We start from the raw sequence: 14,414 nt of genomic DNA on the forward strand, positions 1-14,414 counted from the left end.
CGGCTACTCCAAGGGCGGCAGGGTGAACCAGTAGAAACCATGCCCAGGAAGCGTCAAAAGATACGGAAGCTCGCCAATCGGTGGGAAAGGCACGCCGCCCATCGTCTCGACCGGTGAGACGCCGGTGAAACGCCGCAGGTCCAGCTCGACCGGCTGGGGGAAGCGGCTGAGGTTGTTGACGCAGAGGATGCGGTCGTCGCCCAGCTCGCGGACGAAGGCCAGCACGCTCGGGTTGCTGGAGTTCAGTTCGGTGAACTCGCCCAGGCCGAACACGGGGTGACGCTTGCGGATGTCGATCATCCGCTTCGTCCAGTGCAGCAGGGAACCGGCGTTCTTCTGCTGCGCCTCTACGTTGAGCCCCTGGTAGCCGTAGATCGGATCCATGATCGTCGGCAGGTAGAGGCGGCCCGGGTCGCAGTCGGAGAACCCGGCGTTGCGGTCGGGCGTCCACTGCATGGGGGTGCGCACGCCGTCGCGGTCACCGAGCCAGATGTTGTCCCCCATGCCGATCTCATCGCCGTAGTACAGCACGGGGCTGCCCGGAAGGCTGAGGAGGAGCGCCGTGAAGAGCTCGATCTGATTGCGATCGTTCTCCAGCAAGGGGGCCAGACGGCGGCGGATGCCGACATTCGCCCGCATGCGAGGATCTTTCGCGTATTCGGTGTACATGTAGTCGCGTTCTTCGTCGGTCACCATTTCGAGCGTCAGCTCATCGTGGTTCCGGAGGAAGATCCCCCACTGGCAATGTTCCGGAATTTTCGGGGTTTGGGCGAGAATTTCGGAAATGGGGTAGCGGGATTCCCGGCGCACGGCCATGAAGATGCGCGGCATCAGCGGGAAGTGGAACGCCATGTGACATTCGTCACCCCCGCCGACCGGGTCGCCGAAGTACTCCACGACGTCGCTCGGCCACTGGTTGGCCTCGGCGAGCAGCACCCGGTCGGGATAGATCCGGTCCACCTCGGCCCGGACCCGCTTGAGGTACTCGTGGGTGCGCGGCAGGTTCTCGCAGTTGGTGCCGTCCTCCTCGAACAGGTAGGGGATGGCGTCCATGCGGAACCCGTCGATGCCCAGGTCGAGCCAGAAGCGCAGCACCTCCAGCATCGCCTCCTGCACCCGCGGGTTCTCGTAGTTGAGATCCGGCTGGTGGCTGAAGAAGCGGTGCCAGAAGTACTGCCCGCGCACCGGGTCGTAAGTCCAGTTGGAGGACTCGGTGTCGACGAAGATGATCCGGGCGTCCTGGTACAGCTCGTCGGTGTCGGACCAGACGTAGAAGTCGCCGTAGGGCCCTTCCGGGTCGTGCCGGCTGGCCTGGAACCAGGGGTGGGCGTCACTGGTGTGGTTCATGACCAGGTCGGCGATGACGCGCATGCCACGCTTGTGCGCCTCGTCGACCAGCTTCACGAAGTCTCCCAGATCGCCGAACTCCGGGAGGATCTTCATGAAATCGGAAATGTCATACCCGCCGTCGCGCAGCGGGGACTCGTACAGCGGCAGCAGCCAGAGGCAGTCGACACCGAGCCACTGCAGGTAGTCGAGCTTGCTGATCAGGCCCTTGATGTCGCCCGTGCCGTCGCCGTTGGAGTCCTTGAACCCCCGGATGAGCACCTCGTAGAAGACCGCGCGCTTGTACCAGTACGGATCGCGGGGCTTGTCCTCGTCGAAGGTGTTGGGAATGGGGGCGGAGCTCATGTTTCAGCGCTTTCAGACACGTTGAAGCCTCCCCGGAGTGGTTCGTGTGAAGATCTACCGATTCCCGGCTCGCACCGTGAAGATGTGAGCCGGGTGGATGTGGGGGTCGAGGCGCACGTAGTTGTGCTGACGCCAGTGGTAGGTCTCGCCGGAGAGTTCGTCGTCTACGACGAACTGCGCGTTCCAGTCCAGACCCAGAGCGGGCATGTCCAGCTCGACGGTCGCCTCGTGGGTGTGGTGTGGGTCTAGATTGACGACCGCTAGGACAACGTCGCCCAGTCCGTGCCGTCGTGTGGCCGGATCGTAGGCGCCGGGCAGCCGCTTGGAGAAGCAGACCATGTCCGGTTGGTCGATCCTGTGGAAGTAAAGGTTACGCAATTCCTGGAGGGCCGGGTGGGCTCTTCGGAACAAATTCAGATGCGTGATGAAGGGCGCGAGACTTCTGCCTTCTCGTTCCGCCGCTTCCCAATCGCGCGGTCTGTACTGATATTTCTCACTATCGAGGTATTCCTCGCTGCCGGGCCGTACCGGCTGGTTCTCGGCGAGCTCGTAGCCCGCGTACACCCCCCAGCTCGGGCCGGTCAGGGCGGCGAGCACCGCGCGGATCTTGAAGGCCGGCACGCCGCCGTGCTGCAGGTACTCGTGCAGGATGTCCGGCGTGTTCACGAAGAGGTTGGGCCGCAGGTAGGCCGAGGTCTCGTGGGACAGCTCGGCGAGGTAGTCCTCGACGTCGCTCTTGGAGTTCTTCCAGGTGTAGTAGGTGTACGACTGGTGGAAGCCCACCTTGGCCAGGGCGCGCATCATCGCCGGGCGGGTGAAGGCCTCCGACAGGAACAGCACGTCCGGGTCGGTCGCGTGGATGTCGGCCATCAGCCGCTCCCAGAAGCTGACCGGCTTGGTGTGCGGGTTGTCCACCCGGAAGATCCGCACGCCGTGGTCCATCCAGTGCCGCAGCACCCGGCGGATCTCGGCGTAGATGCCCTCGGGGTCCCTGTCGAAGTTGAGCGGGTAGATGTCCTGGTACTTCTTCGGCGGGTTCTCGGCGTAGGCGATCGTGCCGTCGGCGCGGATGTTGAACCACTCGGGGTGCTCCTTGACCCACGGGTGGTCGGGGGCGCACTGCAGCGCGAAGTCGAGCGCCACCTCCAGGCCGAGCTCCTTCGCGCGGGCGACGAAGGCGTCGAAGTCGGCGATCGTCCCCAGGTCGGGGTGGATCGCGTCGTGGCCGCCGTCCTCGCTGCCGATCGCCCACGGCGAGCCGGGGTCGTCGGGGCCGGGGGTCAGGGTGTTGTTCGGGCCCTTCCGGAAGCTGCGGCCGATCGGGTGGATGGGGGGCAGGTAGACCACGTCGAAGCCCATCCGGGCGACGGCGGGCAGGCGCTTGGCGGCGGTCTGGAAGTTCCCGGACTTGGTGACCCCGGACTCCTCCACGATCGCGCCTTCCGACCGGGGGAAGAACTCGTACCACGAGCCGTACAGCGCGCGGCGGCGGTCGACCCGGACGCGCCTGGGCTCGGCCTCGGTCACCAGGTCGCGCAGGGGGTGGGCGGCCAGCAGCTCGGCGGTCTCCGGGAGCTGGGCTACCGACAGCCTGGCGCGGGGGTCGAGCGTCTCGTCCCGCAGGGTGGAGGCGACCGCCAGGAGGGCGGCTCGGTGGCCGCAGGGGGCCTCGCCCTCGCCTTGGCCCGCCGTACCCGCTCGTCCCTTGGCCGCGGCTGCCGTGGATGAGGGGGAGGATGAGGCGGCGGCTGCCGACGAGGTGGGGGAGGCGGATGAGGCGGCGGCTGCCGAAGAGGTGGCTGTGGTCTTGGACGTGGCGGGCCGGACGGCGGGGCGCTTGCCGTTCTGGAAGGCGGGGCAGTCGTCCTGCCGTACGGCTTGCGCGGCCCGCTCGAACAGCCGGGCGCCCTCCTCGCACATGAGGTCCACGTCCAGCCCGCGCGGGATCTTGATCGCGGCGTCGTGCAGCCACGTCCCCAGCGGATCGCTCCAAGCCTCGACCCGGAACTGCCAGTCGCCCTCCTCGGGCAGGCTGACCGTGACGCCCCAGCGGTCGGTCCCGGGGGCGAGCTCGCGCATCGGTTTCAGGCGGAGCTGCTCCCCACCGGGCGCGATGAGCACCACCCCGGCGGCCACCGCGTCATGGCCCTCGCGGAAGACGGTGGCGCTGATGTCGAAGGTCTCGCCGGCCACCGCCTTCGCGGGCCATCGCCCGCAGTCGACCACCGGCTGGATGTCCGAAATGGGGATACGTCCGATCATGGGTCTTTGATCTCTCCTGGTCGACTCCGCGGCTGGTCTACTTGATCCTCGCACTTCATGCTGAGCGGCTGCGGAACCCGGGCATATTGGGTGAGTTGCCCCGAAGCTCCGGCTCTATGCCTCCCCCGCGCGTCGGTCTCGAAGCGTGAGACGCGACGGCGATGTCGGCCGGCGGGTGTTTGAGCGCGGTGTCGGGGGTGAAAGACAGATCCGGAGTCCCCCGGAAGTCATAGGGTCGTTAACCGTGAGAGCAATCCGCAGGTTCACCGTCCGCACCGTCCTGCCCTCGGAGCTGGCCGCCCTCGGCGAGCTCGTGCACAATCTGCGCTGGTCCTGGCACCCGGAGACGACAGATCTGTTCGCCTCCGTCGATCCCGTGCTGTGGGAGCGCGTGGGCCACGACCCGGTGGCGCTGCTGGGCGCCGTCGACCCGGCCAGACTGCGCGAGCTGGCCCAGGACCGGCGCTTCCTGAGACGGCTGGCCGACGCCGCCGACGACCTGCGCGAGTACATCACCGCACCGCGCTGGTACCAGTCGCTGCCCGGCGCCGCCGCCGCGATCGCCTACTTCTCGCCCGAGTACGGCATAGCCGCCGCGTTGCCCCAGTACTCCGGTGGCCTGGGCATCCTCGCCGGCGACCACCTGAAGGCCGCCAGCGATCTCGGCGTGCCGATCCTCGCGGTCGGACTGCTGTATCGCCACGGCTACTTCACCCAGTCCCTCTCGCCGGAGGGCTGGCAACTGGAGCACTACCCCTCGCTCGACCCCGGCGGCCTGCCGCTCAGCCTGCTGAAGGACGTGCGCATCCGCATCGGCCTGCCCGAGCGCCGCACGCTGCACGCCCAGGTGTGGGTGGCGCAGGTCGGCCGGGTGCCGCTGCTGCTGCTCGACTCCGACGTGGCGGAGAACGACTCCGCCGCCCGCGACGTCACCGACCGGCTGTACGGCGGCGGCACCGACCACCGGCTGATGCAGGAGCTCTTGCTCGGCGTCGGCGGCGTGCGCGCCATCCGCGCCTACTGCGAGCTGACCGGCCACCCCGAGCCCGAGGTCTTCCACACCAACGAGGGCCACGCCGGCTTCCTCGGCCTGGAGCGCATCCGCGAGCTGACCGAGGCCCGGCTCACCTTCGACGAGGCGCTCGAAGCGGTCCGGGCCGGCACGGTCTTCACCACGCACACCCCGGTGCCGGCCGGCATCGACCGCTTCCCGAAGGACCTCATCGAGCGGCAGTTCGGCGGCGACAACGCCTGGCCGACCGTCCCGGTCGAGCGCATCCTGGCGCTCGGCGCCGAGGAGGACCCGAACCGCTTCAACATGGCCGCCATGGGCATGCGCCTGGGCCTGCGCGTCAACGGCGTCTCCGAGCTGCACGGCGAGGTCAGCCGGGAGATGTTCAAGGACCTGTGGCCCGGCTTCGACCTCGACGAGGTGCCGATCGGCTCGATCACGAACGGCGTGCACGCGCCCACCTGGGTCGGCCGCGAGATCATGGAGCTCGCCGGGCGCGAGCTGCCGTCGCTGATCGACCGCTCGCAGGGCTGGGAGGGCGTCCAGAAGATCTCCGAGGAGGAGATCTGGGCCATCCGCGGCAAGCTGCGCCACCGGCTCATCGAGGGCGCCCGCACCCGGCTGCGCCAGTCGTGGCGCGACCGCGGCGCCTCCGACGCCGAGCTCGGCTGGGTCGACGAGGCGCTCGACCCGAACGTGCTCACCATCGGCTTCGCCCGCCGCGTGCCGTCCTACAAGCGGCTGACGCTGATGCTGCGCGACCCGGTACGGCTGCGCAAGCTGCTGCTCGACCCGGAGCGGCCGGTCCAGATCCTCATCGCCGGCAAGGCCCACCCCGCCGACGAGGGCGGCAAGAAGCTCATCCAGCAGATCGTGCGCTTCGCCGACGCCGAGGACGTACGGCACCGCATCGTCTTCCTGCCCGACTACGACATGGCACTCGGCCAGCTCCTGGTCCAGGGCTGCGACGTCTGGCTGAACAACCCGCTGCGGCCCCTGGAGGCCTCCGGCACCTCGGGCATGAAGTCGGCGCTCAACGGCGGGCTCAACCTCTCCATCCGCGACGGCTGGTGGGACGAGTGGTACGACGGCACCAACGGCTGGGCGATCCCCACCGCCGACGGGGTGGCCGACGCCGACCGCCGCGACGACCTGGAGGCCGGGGCGCTCTACGATCTCATCGAGCACGAGGTCGCCGACCGCTTCTACGACCGCGCGGCCGACGGGCTGCCGCGGCGCTGGCTGGAGATGGTCAAGCACACCCTGGCCTCGCTCGGGCCCAAGGTGCTGGCCGGGCGGATGCTGCGCGACTACGTCGTCGGCCTCTACCTGCCGGCCGCCTCCTCCGCCCGCGCGCTGTCGGCCGACGGCTACAGCCAGGCCCGGGCCTTCGCCGCCTGGCGGATGCGCGTCACGCAGGCCTGGCCGGGCGTGCGGGTCGAGCACGTCGAGGCCTCCGGCGTGGGCGACACGCCCGAGGTGGGCGCCTCGGTGGAGCTGCGGGCGACGGTCAACCTCGGTGACCTGGGGCCGTCCGACGTGCTGGTCCAGGCGGCCTACGGCCGGGTGGGGGCGCACGACGAGCTGCTGCATCCGGCCTACCTCACGCTGGAGCCGGTCAGCGACGGCGACGACGGCAAGGCGTACTACGCCGGGGTGGTGCCGCTCGAACGCACCGGTGCTTTCGGGTACACCGTCCGGGTCGTCCCCGACCATCCGCTCATGGCGTCGCACGCCGATCTCGGATTGCTCGCCGTACCGGAAGAACCCGCTGGTATGACCAACGGCACACTTAGGTGACACAGGCCGCATAATCAATTCGTGGACGACAACAGCCCTCGCGCCGACACGCTCGTTGCTACCGTGCGCGGGGTGCTGCCGTCCCTGACGCCTGCCGCGCAGACGGTCGCCAAGCTCATCCTCGAGGACCCGGCGACCGTGGCGCGGAGCACCATCACCGAGCTGTCGGCCGCGTCCGGCACGAGCGAGGCCACCATCGTCCGCACCGCGCGGCTGCTCGGCTTCGCCGGGTACCCGCAACTGCGGCTCGCGCTGGCCGCCGCGGCGGCGCAGACCGACCGGCTGGTGCCCGGCGACCTCGCGCCCGACGACCCGCTCTCCGAGGTCATCCTCAAGGTGTCGCGCGCGGAGTCCGAGGCGATCAGCGACACCGTCGCCCAGCTCACCTCCGAACGGCTCGGCCTGGTCGTCGACGCCATCGCCGGGGCGCGCCGGATCGACTCCTACGGGGTCAGCGCCTCGGGGCTCGTGGCGGCGGACATGGCGCAGAAGCTCATGCGCATCGGCCTGTCCTGCCACGCCTTCAACGACGCCCACCTGGCCCTGACCAGCGCCGTCCTGCTCAAGCCCGGTGACGTGGCGATCGGCATCAGCACCTCGGGCGAGACCCCCGACGTGCTCGAACCGCTGCGCCGGGCGGCCGAGGCCGGGGCGACCACGGTGGCGATCACCAACAACCCGCGCTCCACGATCGCCGAGCTCGCCGAGCACGTGCTGATCTCGGCCGGCCGCGAGACCGAGTTCCGTCCCGGGGCGCTGGCCAGCCGGATCAGCCAGCTCCTCGTGGTCGACTGCGTCTTCGTCGGGGTGGCGCAGCGGACCTACGAGACCTCCCAGGACGCGCTGCAGAGCACCCGGGACGCGGTGGCCGACTTCGTCCGGAAGCGCTAAGGGTCACACCCTGACTTCCCCCTGATCCCCGGCCCGGGACCTCCCGTTCGAGGCCGCGGAGCCCTACGGTCGAAGACATGGCACGCATCCTGCTCATCATCGCCGCCGTCATCGTCGCCCTCATGCTCATCGGACCGATCCTGGGCGTGGCGCTCTTCCTGCTCAAGTGGGCGCTCATCATCGGCGGTGTCGCGCTCGCCGTCATGTTCGTCACCCGCTGGGCCAAGAGCCGCACCTGACCGGCCGCCGCGAAGCCGGGCCCGCCGGAGCGATGAGTTCCGGCCGGGGCACGAGTCTTCCTCGATGACCCGCCGCCGGGCGGCGTTCGACGCCGCCCGGGGGACGACATCACGGAGGACACCATGACGAACCAGCCCGGCGACCTGCCCGGCCGCCCGCCCGTCGTCGACCTGGCCACCTGGCAGGCCGCCCGGGACGAACTCCTGATCCGCGAGAAGGCCCACACCCGCGAGGGCGACGCCCTCGCCGCCGCCCGCCGGCGGCTGCCGATGGTGGAGTTCGACGGGACGGCCAAGGTGGTCGGACCGGACGGGCCGGTCCCCTTTATCGACCTGTTCCAGGGCCGCGAGGAACTCGTGGTCTACAAGCACATGTGGCACGACGGCGCGCCCCACCAGGGCCAGTGCGAGGGCTGCACCGTCACCGCCTGGCACCTGCGCGACTCGGTCTACCTCAACGTCCGCGGCGTCTCCTTCGCCTTCCTGACCACGGGGGAGTGGCCCGAGGTGGCCTCCTTCGTGGAGTTCATGGGCTACACCCAGCCGTGGTACTCGGTGCGCGGGCTGCCGGAGCCGGTCGGCGGCGAGATGGGCCACCTGACCTCCTACCTGCGCGACGGCGACCGTACCTTCCTCACCTACGCCACGACCGGCCGCGGCATCGAGCCGGTCGACCCGGTCTTCGGCCTGCTGGACCGGACGCCCTACGGCCGGGGCGAGGCGTGGGAGGACCAGCCCGAGGGCCGGCCGGAGGGACGCCACGCGTGCTGGTACTGGCGCACCGACGCGCACGGCGAGGCGGGCTGGGGCCCGGCCAGCCGTCCGGCGCCGCAGTGGACGCGGCCCGGCGTGACGCCCGCCGACACCCTCGGCCGGAGCGGCCACCACCACTGATTCGCCCACCGGGACCGGTTCACCACCCGGCTGGAAGTAGGCTTCCTCCGACGCCATGTGCGCCCCCGCCTGCACCGGCCGGGGCCCGGGACCGGAAGTCGCCCCCCAGATGGAGGAGACCGGGATGTCGGTGTTGGAGGTGAGCCAGTTGGTCGGCCGTGCCGGTATCCGCGCGAGCGGCGAGATCAGCGTGGTGACGCGTCCCTCCTGGGAGCGGGCTCTGGCGGAGCTGGCCCGGGGGCATCGGGACGTGTCGTACGTGGAGCTGTCCGCGGTGGAGTTCGTCGACGTGGCCGGGGTGACCGCCCTGGCCATCACCGCGCTGAACCTGCCCGACGGGCGCGTGGTGGTCGAGCATCCGCCGCCCCAGCTTCCGCGGGTCCTCGACCTGCTGTGGCCCGGGCAACTCCGGATCGAGGTGGCGGGGCGATGAACGCGATGCCGGTCGAGGAGACCTTCGAGCATCCGGCGCTGTTCTACCGCGACGCCGCCGACTACACCGAGCAGACGGTGGCCTTCGTCCGTGCGGGCTTGGCCCAGGGCGAGCCGGTCGCGGTCGCGGTGCCCGGCCCCAACCTGCGGTTGATCAAGGACGGGCTCGGCCCGGACGCCGAGGGGCTGCTGTTCCTCGACATGACCGAGGCCGGCCGCAACCCGGGGCGGATCATCCCGGGCGTGTTGCGGAAGTTCGCCGACTCGCACGCCGACCGGCGGGTGCGGATCATCGGCGAGCCGATCTGGGCAGGGCGCAGCGCGGTGGAGTACCCGGCGTGCGCGCAGCACGAGGCGCTGATCAACGCCGCCTTCGAGGGCCGCGCGGCGACCATCCTGTGCCCGTACGACGAGTCGAAGCTCACGGCCGAGGTGCTGGCCGACGCCCGGCTCACCCATCCCACCCTGATCAGCCGGGGCCGGGAGGAGCGCAGCGACGCCTACGACTGGGAAGCGATCGTCGCCCGCTACAACGAGGAGCTGCAGGTCCCGGCCGACGCGGCGCGCTTCGCCTTCGACGCCGACACGCTGTCGGCGGTCCGGGCGTTCGCGGCCACGCGGGCCGAGGAGCTGGGGCTGACCGGGCTGCGGCTGCTGGACGCCGAGCTGGCCGTGGGCGAGCTGGCGGCCAACAGCCTGGTGCACGGCGGCGGCCGGGGCACCCTGGCGATCTGGGCCGAAGCCGGCCAGGTCGTGGCCGAGGTCAGGGACGCGGGCCGGCTGAGCGACCCGCTGGCCGGCCGCCGGCCGCGCCGCGAGGACCAGACCGGCGGCCGCGGCCTGATGCTGGTGCACTTCGTGGCCGATCTCGTGCGCGTCCACACGACCGAGGACGGCACCGCGATCCGCTTCTACCTGACGGTGTGAACGCGGCCGGGCGCCCCCGCGAGGAGGGCGCCCGGAAGCGGGGTCAGTTCCAGGAGAGGACCACGTCGTCGGCCTTGACGAACATGATCCGGTGGCCGAACTGGATCTGGTAGTACTTCGTCTTGCCCCGGACCACCTTGTGGGAGGCGGGGTCGATGGTCACCGCCCGGTAGTACTCACCGAGCTGGACGCCGGCGAAGGTGTACTTCTCCCCGGCGGAGAACTTGTACTGCAGGGGCGTGATCGGCTGGTAGGGGATGCTCCCGTCGGCCGGGTAGGCCTCCTGCTCGGGGTAGGCCCTGCCGTACACGGGGACGGTGGCCAGGCCCGGCTTGGGCGTGACGACCAGGCCCATGGACGGGACCGCCGAGGAGGCCTCGAACCAGCCCTTCTGCCCGAGGTACCAGATCGCGACCCAGCCGTCACGGCGCTCGGCGACCGCGTAGCGCTGGCCGGTGGTGGCGCGGGCGCTGTGGTCGTAGACGCTGTAGGTGCCCGGGTTCTTCTTGCCGATGTCCCCGATGAGCGGGGCGTCGGCGCGCGGCTCGGTGCGCAGCCAGACCGTGGAGGCGCTGGTGGGCGGGCAGTCGAGCGCGGGCTGCTTGCGGTCGCAGCCGAAGAAGTAGGGCTTGTTGGTGGCGAAGTCCGGCTTGATCATGACCGAGCCGGAGTTGGGGCCGCCGAAGGGGTGCAGGGGCTTGCCGAGGAGCTGGAAGTAGCGGTCCCAGTCCCAGAAGGGCCCGGGGTCCTCGTGCATGCCGCGCACGGTGGTCGGCAGCGTGCCGGGCACGTTGTCGTGGCCGATGATGTGCGCGCGGTCCAGCGGGACCAGGTGCTTCATCGCCAGGTAGCGCACCAGCTTGGCGGAGGTGCGGTACATCGCCTCGGTGTACCAGGAGCCCCGCTCGGCGAGGAAGCCCTCGTGCTCCAGGCCGATGGACTTGGCGTTGATGTACCAGTTGCCGGCCTGCCAGCCGACGTCCTTCGTCTTGATGTGCTGGGCGATGTGGCCGTCGGAGGAACGCAGCGAGTAGTGCCAGCTCGCCGCGCGGGCCGGGTTGAGCAGCAGGTCGATGGACGGGCGCCAGTAGCCCTCCATGTCGTGGATGACGATGTAGTCGACCTTCTGGTTCCACGGCCGGTCGGAGGTGTCGAAGTTGCCGTAGTTGCCGTTGGGCAGTTGCGCCTGCTTGGCCGGGATCCACTCGCAGGAGATCGTCGGCGGGCACTCCACGCCGTCGCGCTGCGGCGGCTTGAGCCCCAGCTTCTCCAGCCACTGCTTGACCGCCTCCAGGGACGGCGCCGGCGGCAGCACGACCCGGTGGCCGTCGTCGGTGGTGCGCTGGACGCCCTGCTTGATGGTGGCGAAGACCTCGTCGGCGAAGAAGCCGGCGGCCTGCTGCTCGGTGGCGCCGGAGTAGCGGGCGACCGCGCCGTACCACTGCGCCGGGTCGTCGCTGAGCGGGGCGCCGAGCGCCTTCTGGTAGGCGGCCAGCAGGGCGGCGCCGCCGCGGATGTTGGCCGCCGGGTCGGTGCGCAGCTTCTCGTGGCTCTCGCCGGTCAGCTCGGCGGCCTTCTCCATAGTGCGCAGCGACTCGGGGATCTCGGTCGCCGGTGGCGCGTCCTGGGCGGGTACGGCGGGGCGGCTCTCGTCGCCTCGCGGGTCCTCGCGCTCGCCTTCCGAGCCGGGTTCCTCGTGGTGGTTGGAGCCGCTGTAGGCGGCGGCGTCGGTGAGGTGCATCGGGCCGAAGCCCGCGTCGGTGCTGGGCCGTCCGGCGTTGGCGTCCCACCGCGACTCCAGGTAGGAGACGCCGAGCAGCACGCTCTCCGGCACCTTGAACTCGGCGGACGCGGCGGCGAAGGCCTGCTGGCGGTCGTCGGGCTCGGCGGCGGAGGCCTGCACGGGCTGGAGGGACAGTAGCGCTAAGGGGAGCACAGCGATCAAGGCTCTGCGCATGAACGCTCCTTGGCTGGGGGTTGGTCGACTCACAGTCTGACCATGCTTTCCTTCATTCGTCGAGTACATTGCGAAGGAATTTTTCAGCCTTTAACGGGTGCGGTCCCCGGTATGCGGCCGGTCATCCCCGGGGCAGGACCGTCCGGCTCCGGCCTCCGCCGGCCGGATGGTGCTGTTCTACGCTGGGGCGCATGGGTGAGTTCGTACGTGTCGAAGTGGCTGACCAGATCGCGACCATCAGGCTGGACCGGCCGAAGATGAACGCCCTCAACGGGCAGGTCCAGCGGGAGATCGGGGAGAGCGCCCGAGCGGTGTCGGAGGACCCGGCGGTCGCCGCCGTGGTGATCTACGGCGGCGAGCGCGTCTTCGCCGCCGGGGCGGACATCAAGGAGATGGCCGACATGTCCTACGCGGAGATGGCCGCCCACTCCGCGACCCTCCAGGACTGCTTCACCGCCGTGGCGCGCATCGGCAAGCCGGTCATCGCCGCGATCACCGGCTACGCCCTGGGCGGCGGGTGCGAGCTGGCGCTCTGCGCGGACTTCCGGGTGGCGGGGGAGGGCGCCAAGCTCGGCCAGCCGGAGATCCAGCTCGGCATCATCCCCGGCGCGGGCGGCACCCAGCGGCTGCCGCGCCTGGTCGGACCGGCGAAGGCCAAGGACCTCATCTTCAGCGGCCGGCACGTGAGCGCCGCCGAGGCCCTGGCCATCGGCCTGGTCGACCGGGTGGTGCCGGACGCCGAGGTGTACCAGGCGGCGCTGGAATGGGCCGGCACCTTCGCCGGTGGGCCCGCGGTAGCGCTGCGCGCGGCCAAGCAGGCGATCGACCACGGGCTGGAGGTCGACCTGGACACCGGGCTGGAGATCGAGCGGCTGCAGTTCTCCGGGCTGTTCGCCACAGACGACGCCAAGATCGGCATGCGGGCTTTCGCGGAGAAGACGAAGGCCAAGTTCACCGGCCGCTGAGCATCACCGGCTGCTTGGTTCTCCGGATCATTCCGGTCGTTGAGGGAAAGGGGAGGGCCCGCCGTTGCCGCGGCGGGCCCCGCTGCCGTTGACCTGCCTGCGCGAGCGGCGCCAAGGGCGTCCCCATTCTCCAGGACCGCGCCTCACCCGCCCCAGCGGCCCCGGACATCTGTGAACGCCACCGAACACCGCTGAACAGCACCGAGCGCCGCCGAACCCCAGCAAACGCCACCGAATGGCGATACAGCCTGAATTTGGAAAATCAGCGTCATATGTCGAATTTCGTCCGGTTTTCCGAAGGCCGCGTCCCGGCTGCGGTTTGAGCCATTATGGTGCTCCCGCTCGGCCGAGACAGGGTTGCCGCCCCCGGCCGGCGGATTCGACAAACTCCTGCCTGCGCAAGGCGATATCCGAAAGCGGTGCTGTATGAGCACACAGCTTGCCCCCGTCCCGCCCCGTCGCGGGACCTCCCCGGTCTACCGGCTGATCCTCATCGTCATCCTCCTGGCCTTCGCGCTCGCCGCCCAGGCCGCCGGGATGGCCACCGAGGTGGCGGTCCTGCTGATCAGCACGGCCGGGACCACCGCGCTCCACGTCCTCGGCCGCCCGCTCCCGCGATGAGCTCGGTCAATCCGCGGCTCGTCCTCCGCATCGAGCTGCAGCGGCTGCTGACCCTCCGGGGCCTGTACACCAGCGAGGACGTGGTCCGGGTCACCGGGATGGCGCGGTCCCAGGTCGAACGGGTCCTGAACGGCAACGGGCGGGTGCCGCGCCACCTGCTGGACGAGATCCTCCAGCGGATCGACGCCGTCCAGCCCGAACGCCGTCCCGTCGTGGACGCCTGGCGCCGGCTCGAAGCCGCCCGGGCCGAGACGGAGGCCGCCGCGCCGGAGCCGCCGGAGGCCGCCGACCCGGCTGGGCTGCACCGGCTGCGCGAGGACGCCGCCGGGTACACCCTCAAGCCCAGCCCGCTGACCGCCACGTCGAAGGAGGAGTTTCTGGCGGTGATGCGGGAGTTCCACATCTGGGCGGGGGAGCCGTCCTATCGGGAGATCGCGCTCAAGGCCCGGAAGAGCGTGGGGGCCAGCACGTTGTGCGAGGCGCTCGACCCCAAGCGGCCGCCCCGGCTGCCGACGTTGAAGGTCGTGACCGCGTTCGTCTACGGGTGTGGTGGGGGTGAGGAGGACCTCACCACCTGGACCACCGCCTGGCGTCAGGTCCGCCTGGCCCGCACCGCCGACCCCGCCACCACCGCCCGGCCCCGCTACATCTGACCGGTTTCCCCTTCCCCCTGGCTCGGGAGCTCGCCCGGTTCTCGGGCCGGGGTGGACAGGGGAGAGGGA

General features: G+C 70.4%; 12 protein-coding genes. 9 read left to right on the forward strand and 3 right to left on the reverse strand.

All coding sequences use genetic code 11. From position 1 onward, the window contains the following. Positions 1-3: 3 nt before the first annotated feature. Both treS and ACIBG7_RS23420 read right to left on the reverse strand, forming a co-directional pair. Entirely contained in the window at positions 4-1,692 is a 1,689-nt protein-coding gene (treS, locus tag ACIBG7_RS23415; protein WP_357926576.1) for a maltose alpha-D-glucosyltransferase, read from the reverse strand. Positions 1,693-1,746: 54 nt separating this feature from the next. Continuing rightward, positions 1,747-3,954, reverse strand: a complete 2,208-nt coding sequence (locus ACIBG7_RS23420) for an alpha-1,4-glucan--maltose-1-phosphate maltosyltransferase (RefSeq protein ID WP_397337581.1) — start codon at positions 3,952-3,954, stop codon at positions 1,747-1,749. A gap of 244 nt (positions 3,955-4,198) precedes the next feature. On the opposite strand from ACIBG7_RS23420, the gene glgP reads away from it, so the two are divergent. The 6 genes from glgP (at position 4,199) to ACIBG7_RS23450 (ending at position 10,149) form a co-directional block, all read left to right on the forward strand. Continuing rightward, entirely contained in the window at positions 4,199-6,766 is a 2,568-nt protein-coding gene (glgP, locus tag ACIBG7_RS23425) for an alpha-glucan family phosphorylase (protein WP_357926572.1), read from the forward strand. A 21-nt stretch (positions 6,767-6,787) separates the two neighbouring features. Then, on the forward strand, positions 6,788-7,657 hold the full coding sequence (locus tag ACIBG7_RS23430) for a MurR/RpiR family transcriptional regulator (RefSeq protein ID WP_357926571.1): 870 nt from the start codon (positions 6,788-6,790) through the stop codon (positions 7,655-7,657). A gap of 77 nt (positions 7,658-7,734) precedes the next feature. Further along, the gene (locus tag ACIBG7_RS23435) at positions 7,735-7,896 is read left to right on the forward strand and encodes a hypothetical protein (RefSeq protein ID WP_357926569.1); all 162 of its coding nucleotides are present in this window, start codon (positions 7,735-7,737) and stop codon (positions 7,894-7,896) included. A gap of 123 nt (positions 7,897-8,019) precedes the next feature. Next, positions 8,020-8,790: a DUF899 family protein gene (locus tag ACIBG7_RS23440; protein ID WP_357926567.1), complete on the forward strand. Its 771-nt coding sequence runs from the start codon at positions 8,020-8,022 to the stop codon at positions 8,788-8,790. 124 nt (positions 8,791-8,914) lie between these two features. Continuing rightward, positions 8,915-9,223: an STAS domain-containing protein gene (locus ACIBG7_RS23445; RefSeq protein WP_357926564.1), complete on the forward strand. Its 309-nt coding sequence runs from the start codon at positions 8,915-8,917 to the stop codon at positions 9,221-9,223. Continuing rightward, the gene (locus ACIBG7_RS23450) at positions 9,220-10,149 is read left to right on the forward strand and encodes an anti-sigma factor RsbA family regulatory protein (protein ID WP_357926562.1); all 930 of its coding nucleotides are present in this window, start codon (positions 9,220-9,222) and stop codon (positions 10,147-10,149) included. Before ACIBG7_RS23445 ends, ACIBG7_RS23450 begins: the two co-directional genes overlap by 4 nt. Positions 10,150-10,192: 43 nt before the next feature. Here ACIBG7_RS23450 and ACIBG7_RS23455 read toward each other — a convergent pair whose 3' ends face one another. Continuing rightward, the gene (locus tag ACIBG7_RS23455; RefSeq protein ID WP_357926559.1) at positions 10,193-12,106 is read right to left on the reverse strand and encodes an N-acetylmuramoyl-L-alanine amidase; all 1,914 of its coding nucleotides are present in this window, start codon (positions 12,104-12,106) and stop codon (positions 10,193-10,195) included. Between the two features lie 191 nt (positions 12,107-12,297). Here ACIBG7_RS23455 and ACIBG7_RS23460 point away from each other — a divergent pair, with 191 nt between their 5' ends. The 3 genes from ACIBG7_RS23460 to ACIBG7_RS23470 all read left to right on the forward strand — a co-directional run bounded on the left by ACIBG7_RS23460 (position 12,298) and on the right by ACIBG7_RS23470 (position 14,345). Beyond that, positions 12,298-13,071, forward strand: a complete 774-nt coding sequence (locus ACIBG7_RS23460) for an enoyl-CoA hydratase/isomerase family protein (RefSeq protein ID WP_397337582.1) — start codon at positions 12,298-12,300, stop codon at positions 13,069-13,071. Positions 13,072-13,497: 426 nt separating this feature from the next. Then, complete coding sequence (locus tag ACIBG7_RS23465; protein WP_357926554.1) at positions 13,498-13,692, forward strand: hypothetical protein; 195 nt, start codon at positions 13,498-13,500, stop codon at positions 13,690-13,692. Then, complete coding sequence (locus ACIBG7_RS23470) at positions 13,689-14,345, forward strand: hypothetical protein (RefSeq protein ID WP_397337584.1); 657 nt, start codon at positions 13,689-13,691, stop codon at positions 14,343-14,345. The genes ACIBG7_RS23465 and ACIBG7_RS23470 overlap by 4 nt, the downstream gene beginning before the upstream one ends. Positions 14,346-14,414: the final 69 nt, after the last annotated feature.

It is taken from the genome of Nonomuraea sp. NPDC050328 (genome assembly GCF_044459405.1).
In the GTDB taxonomy this organism is placed as follows: Bacteria; Actinomycetota; Actinomycetes; order Streptosporangiales; family Streptosporangiaceae; genus Nonomuraea.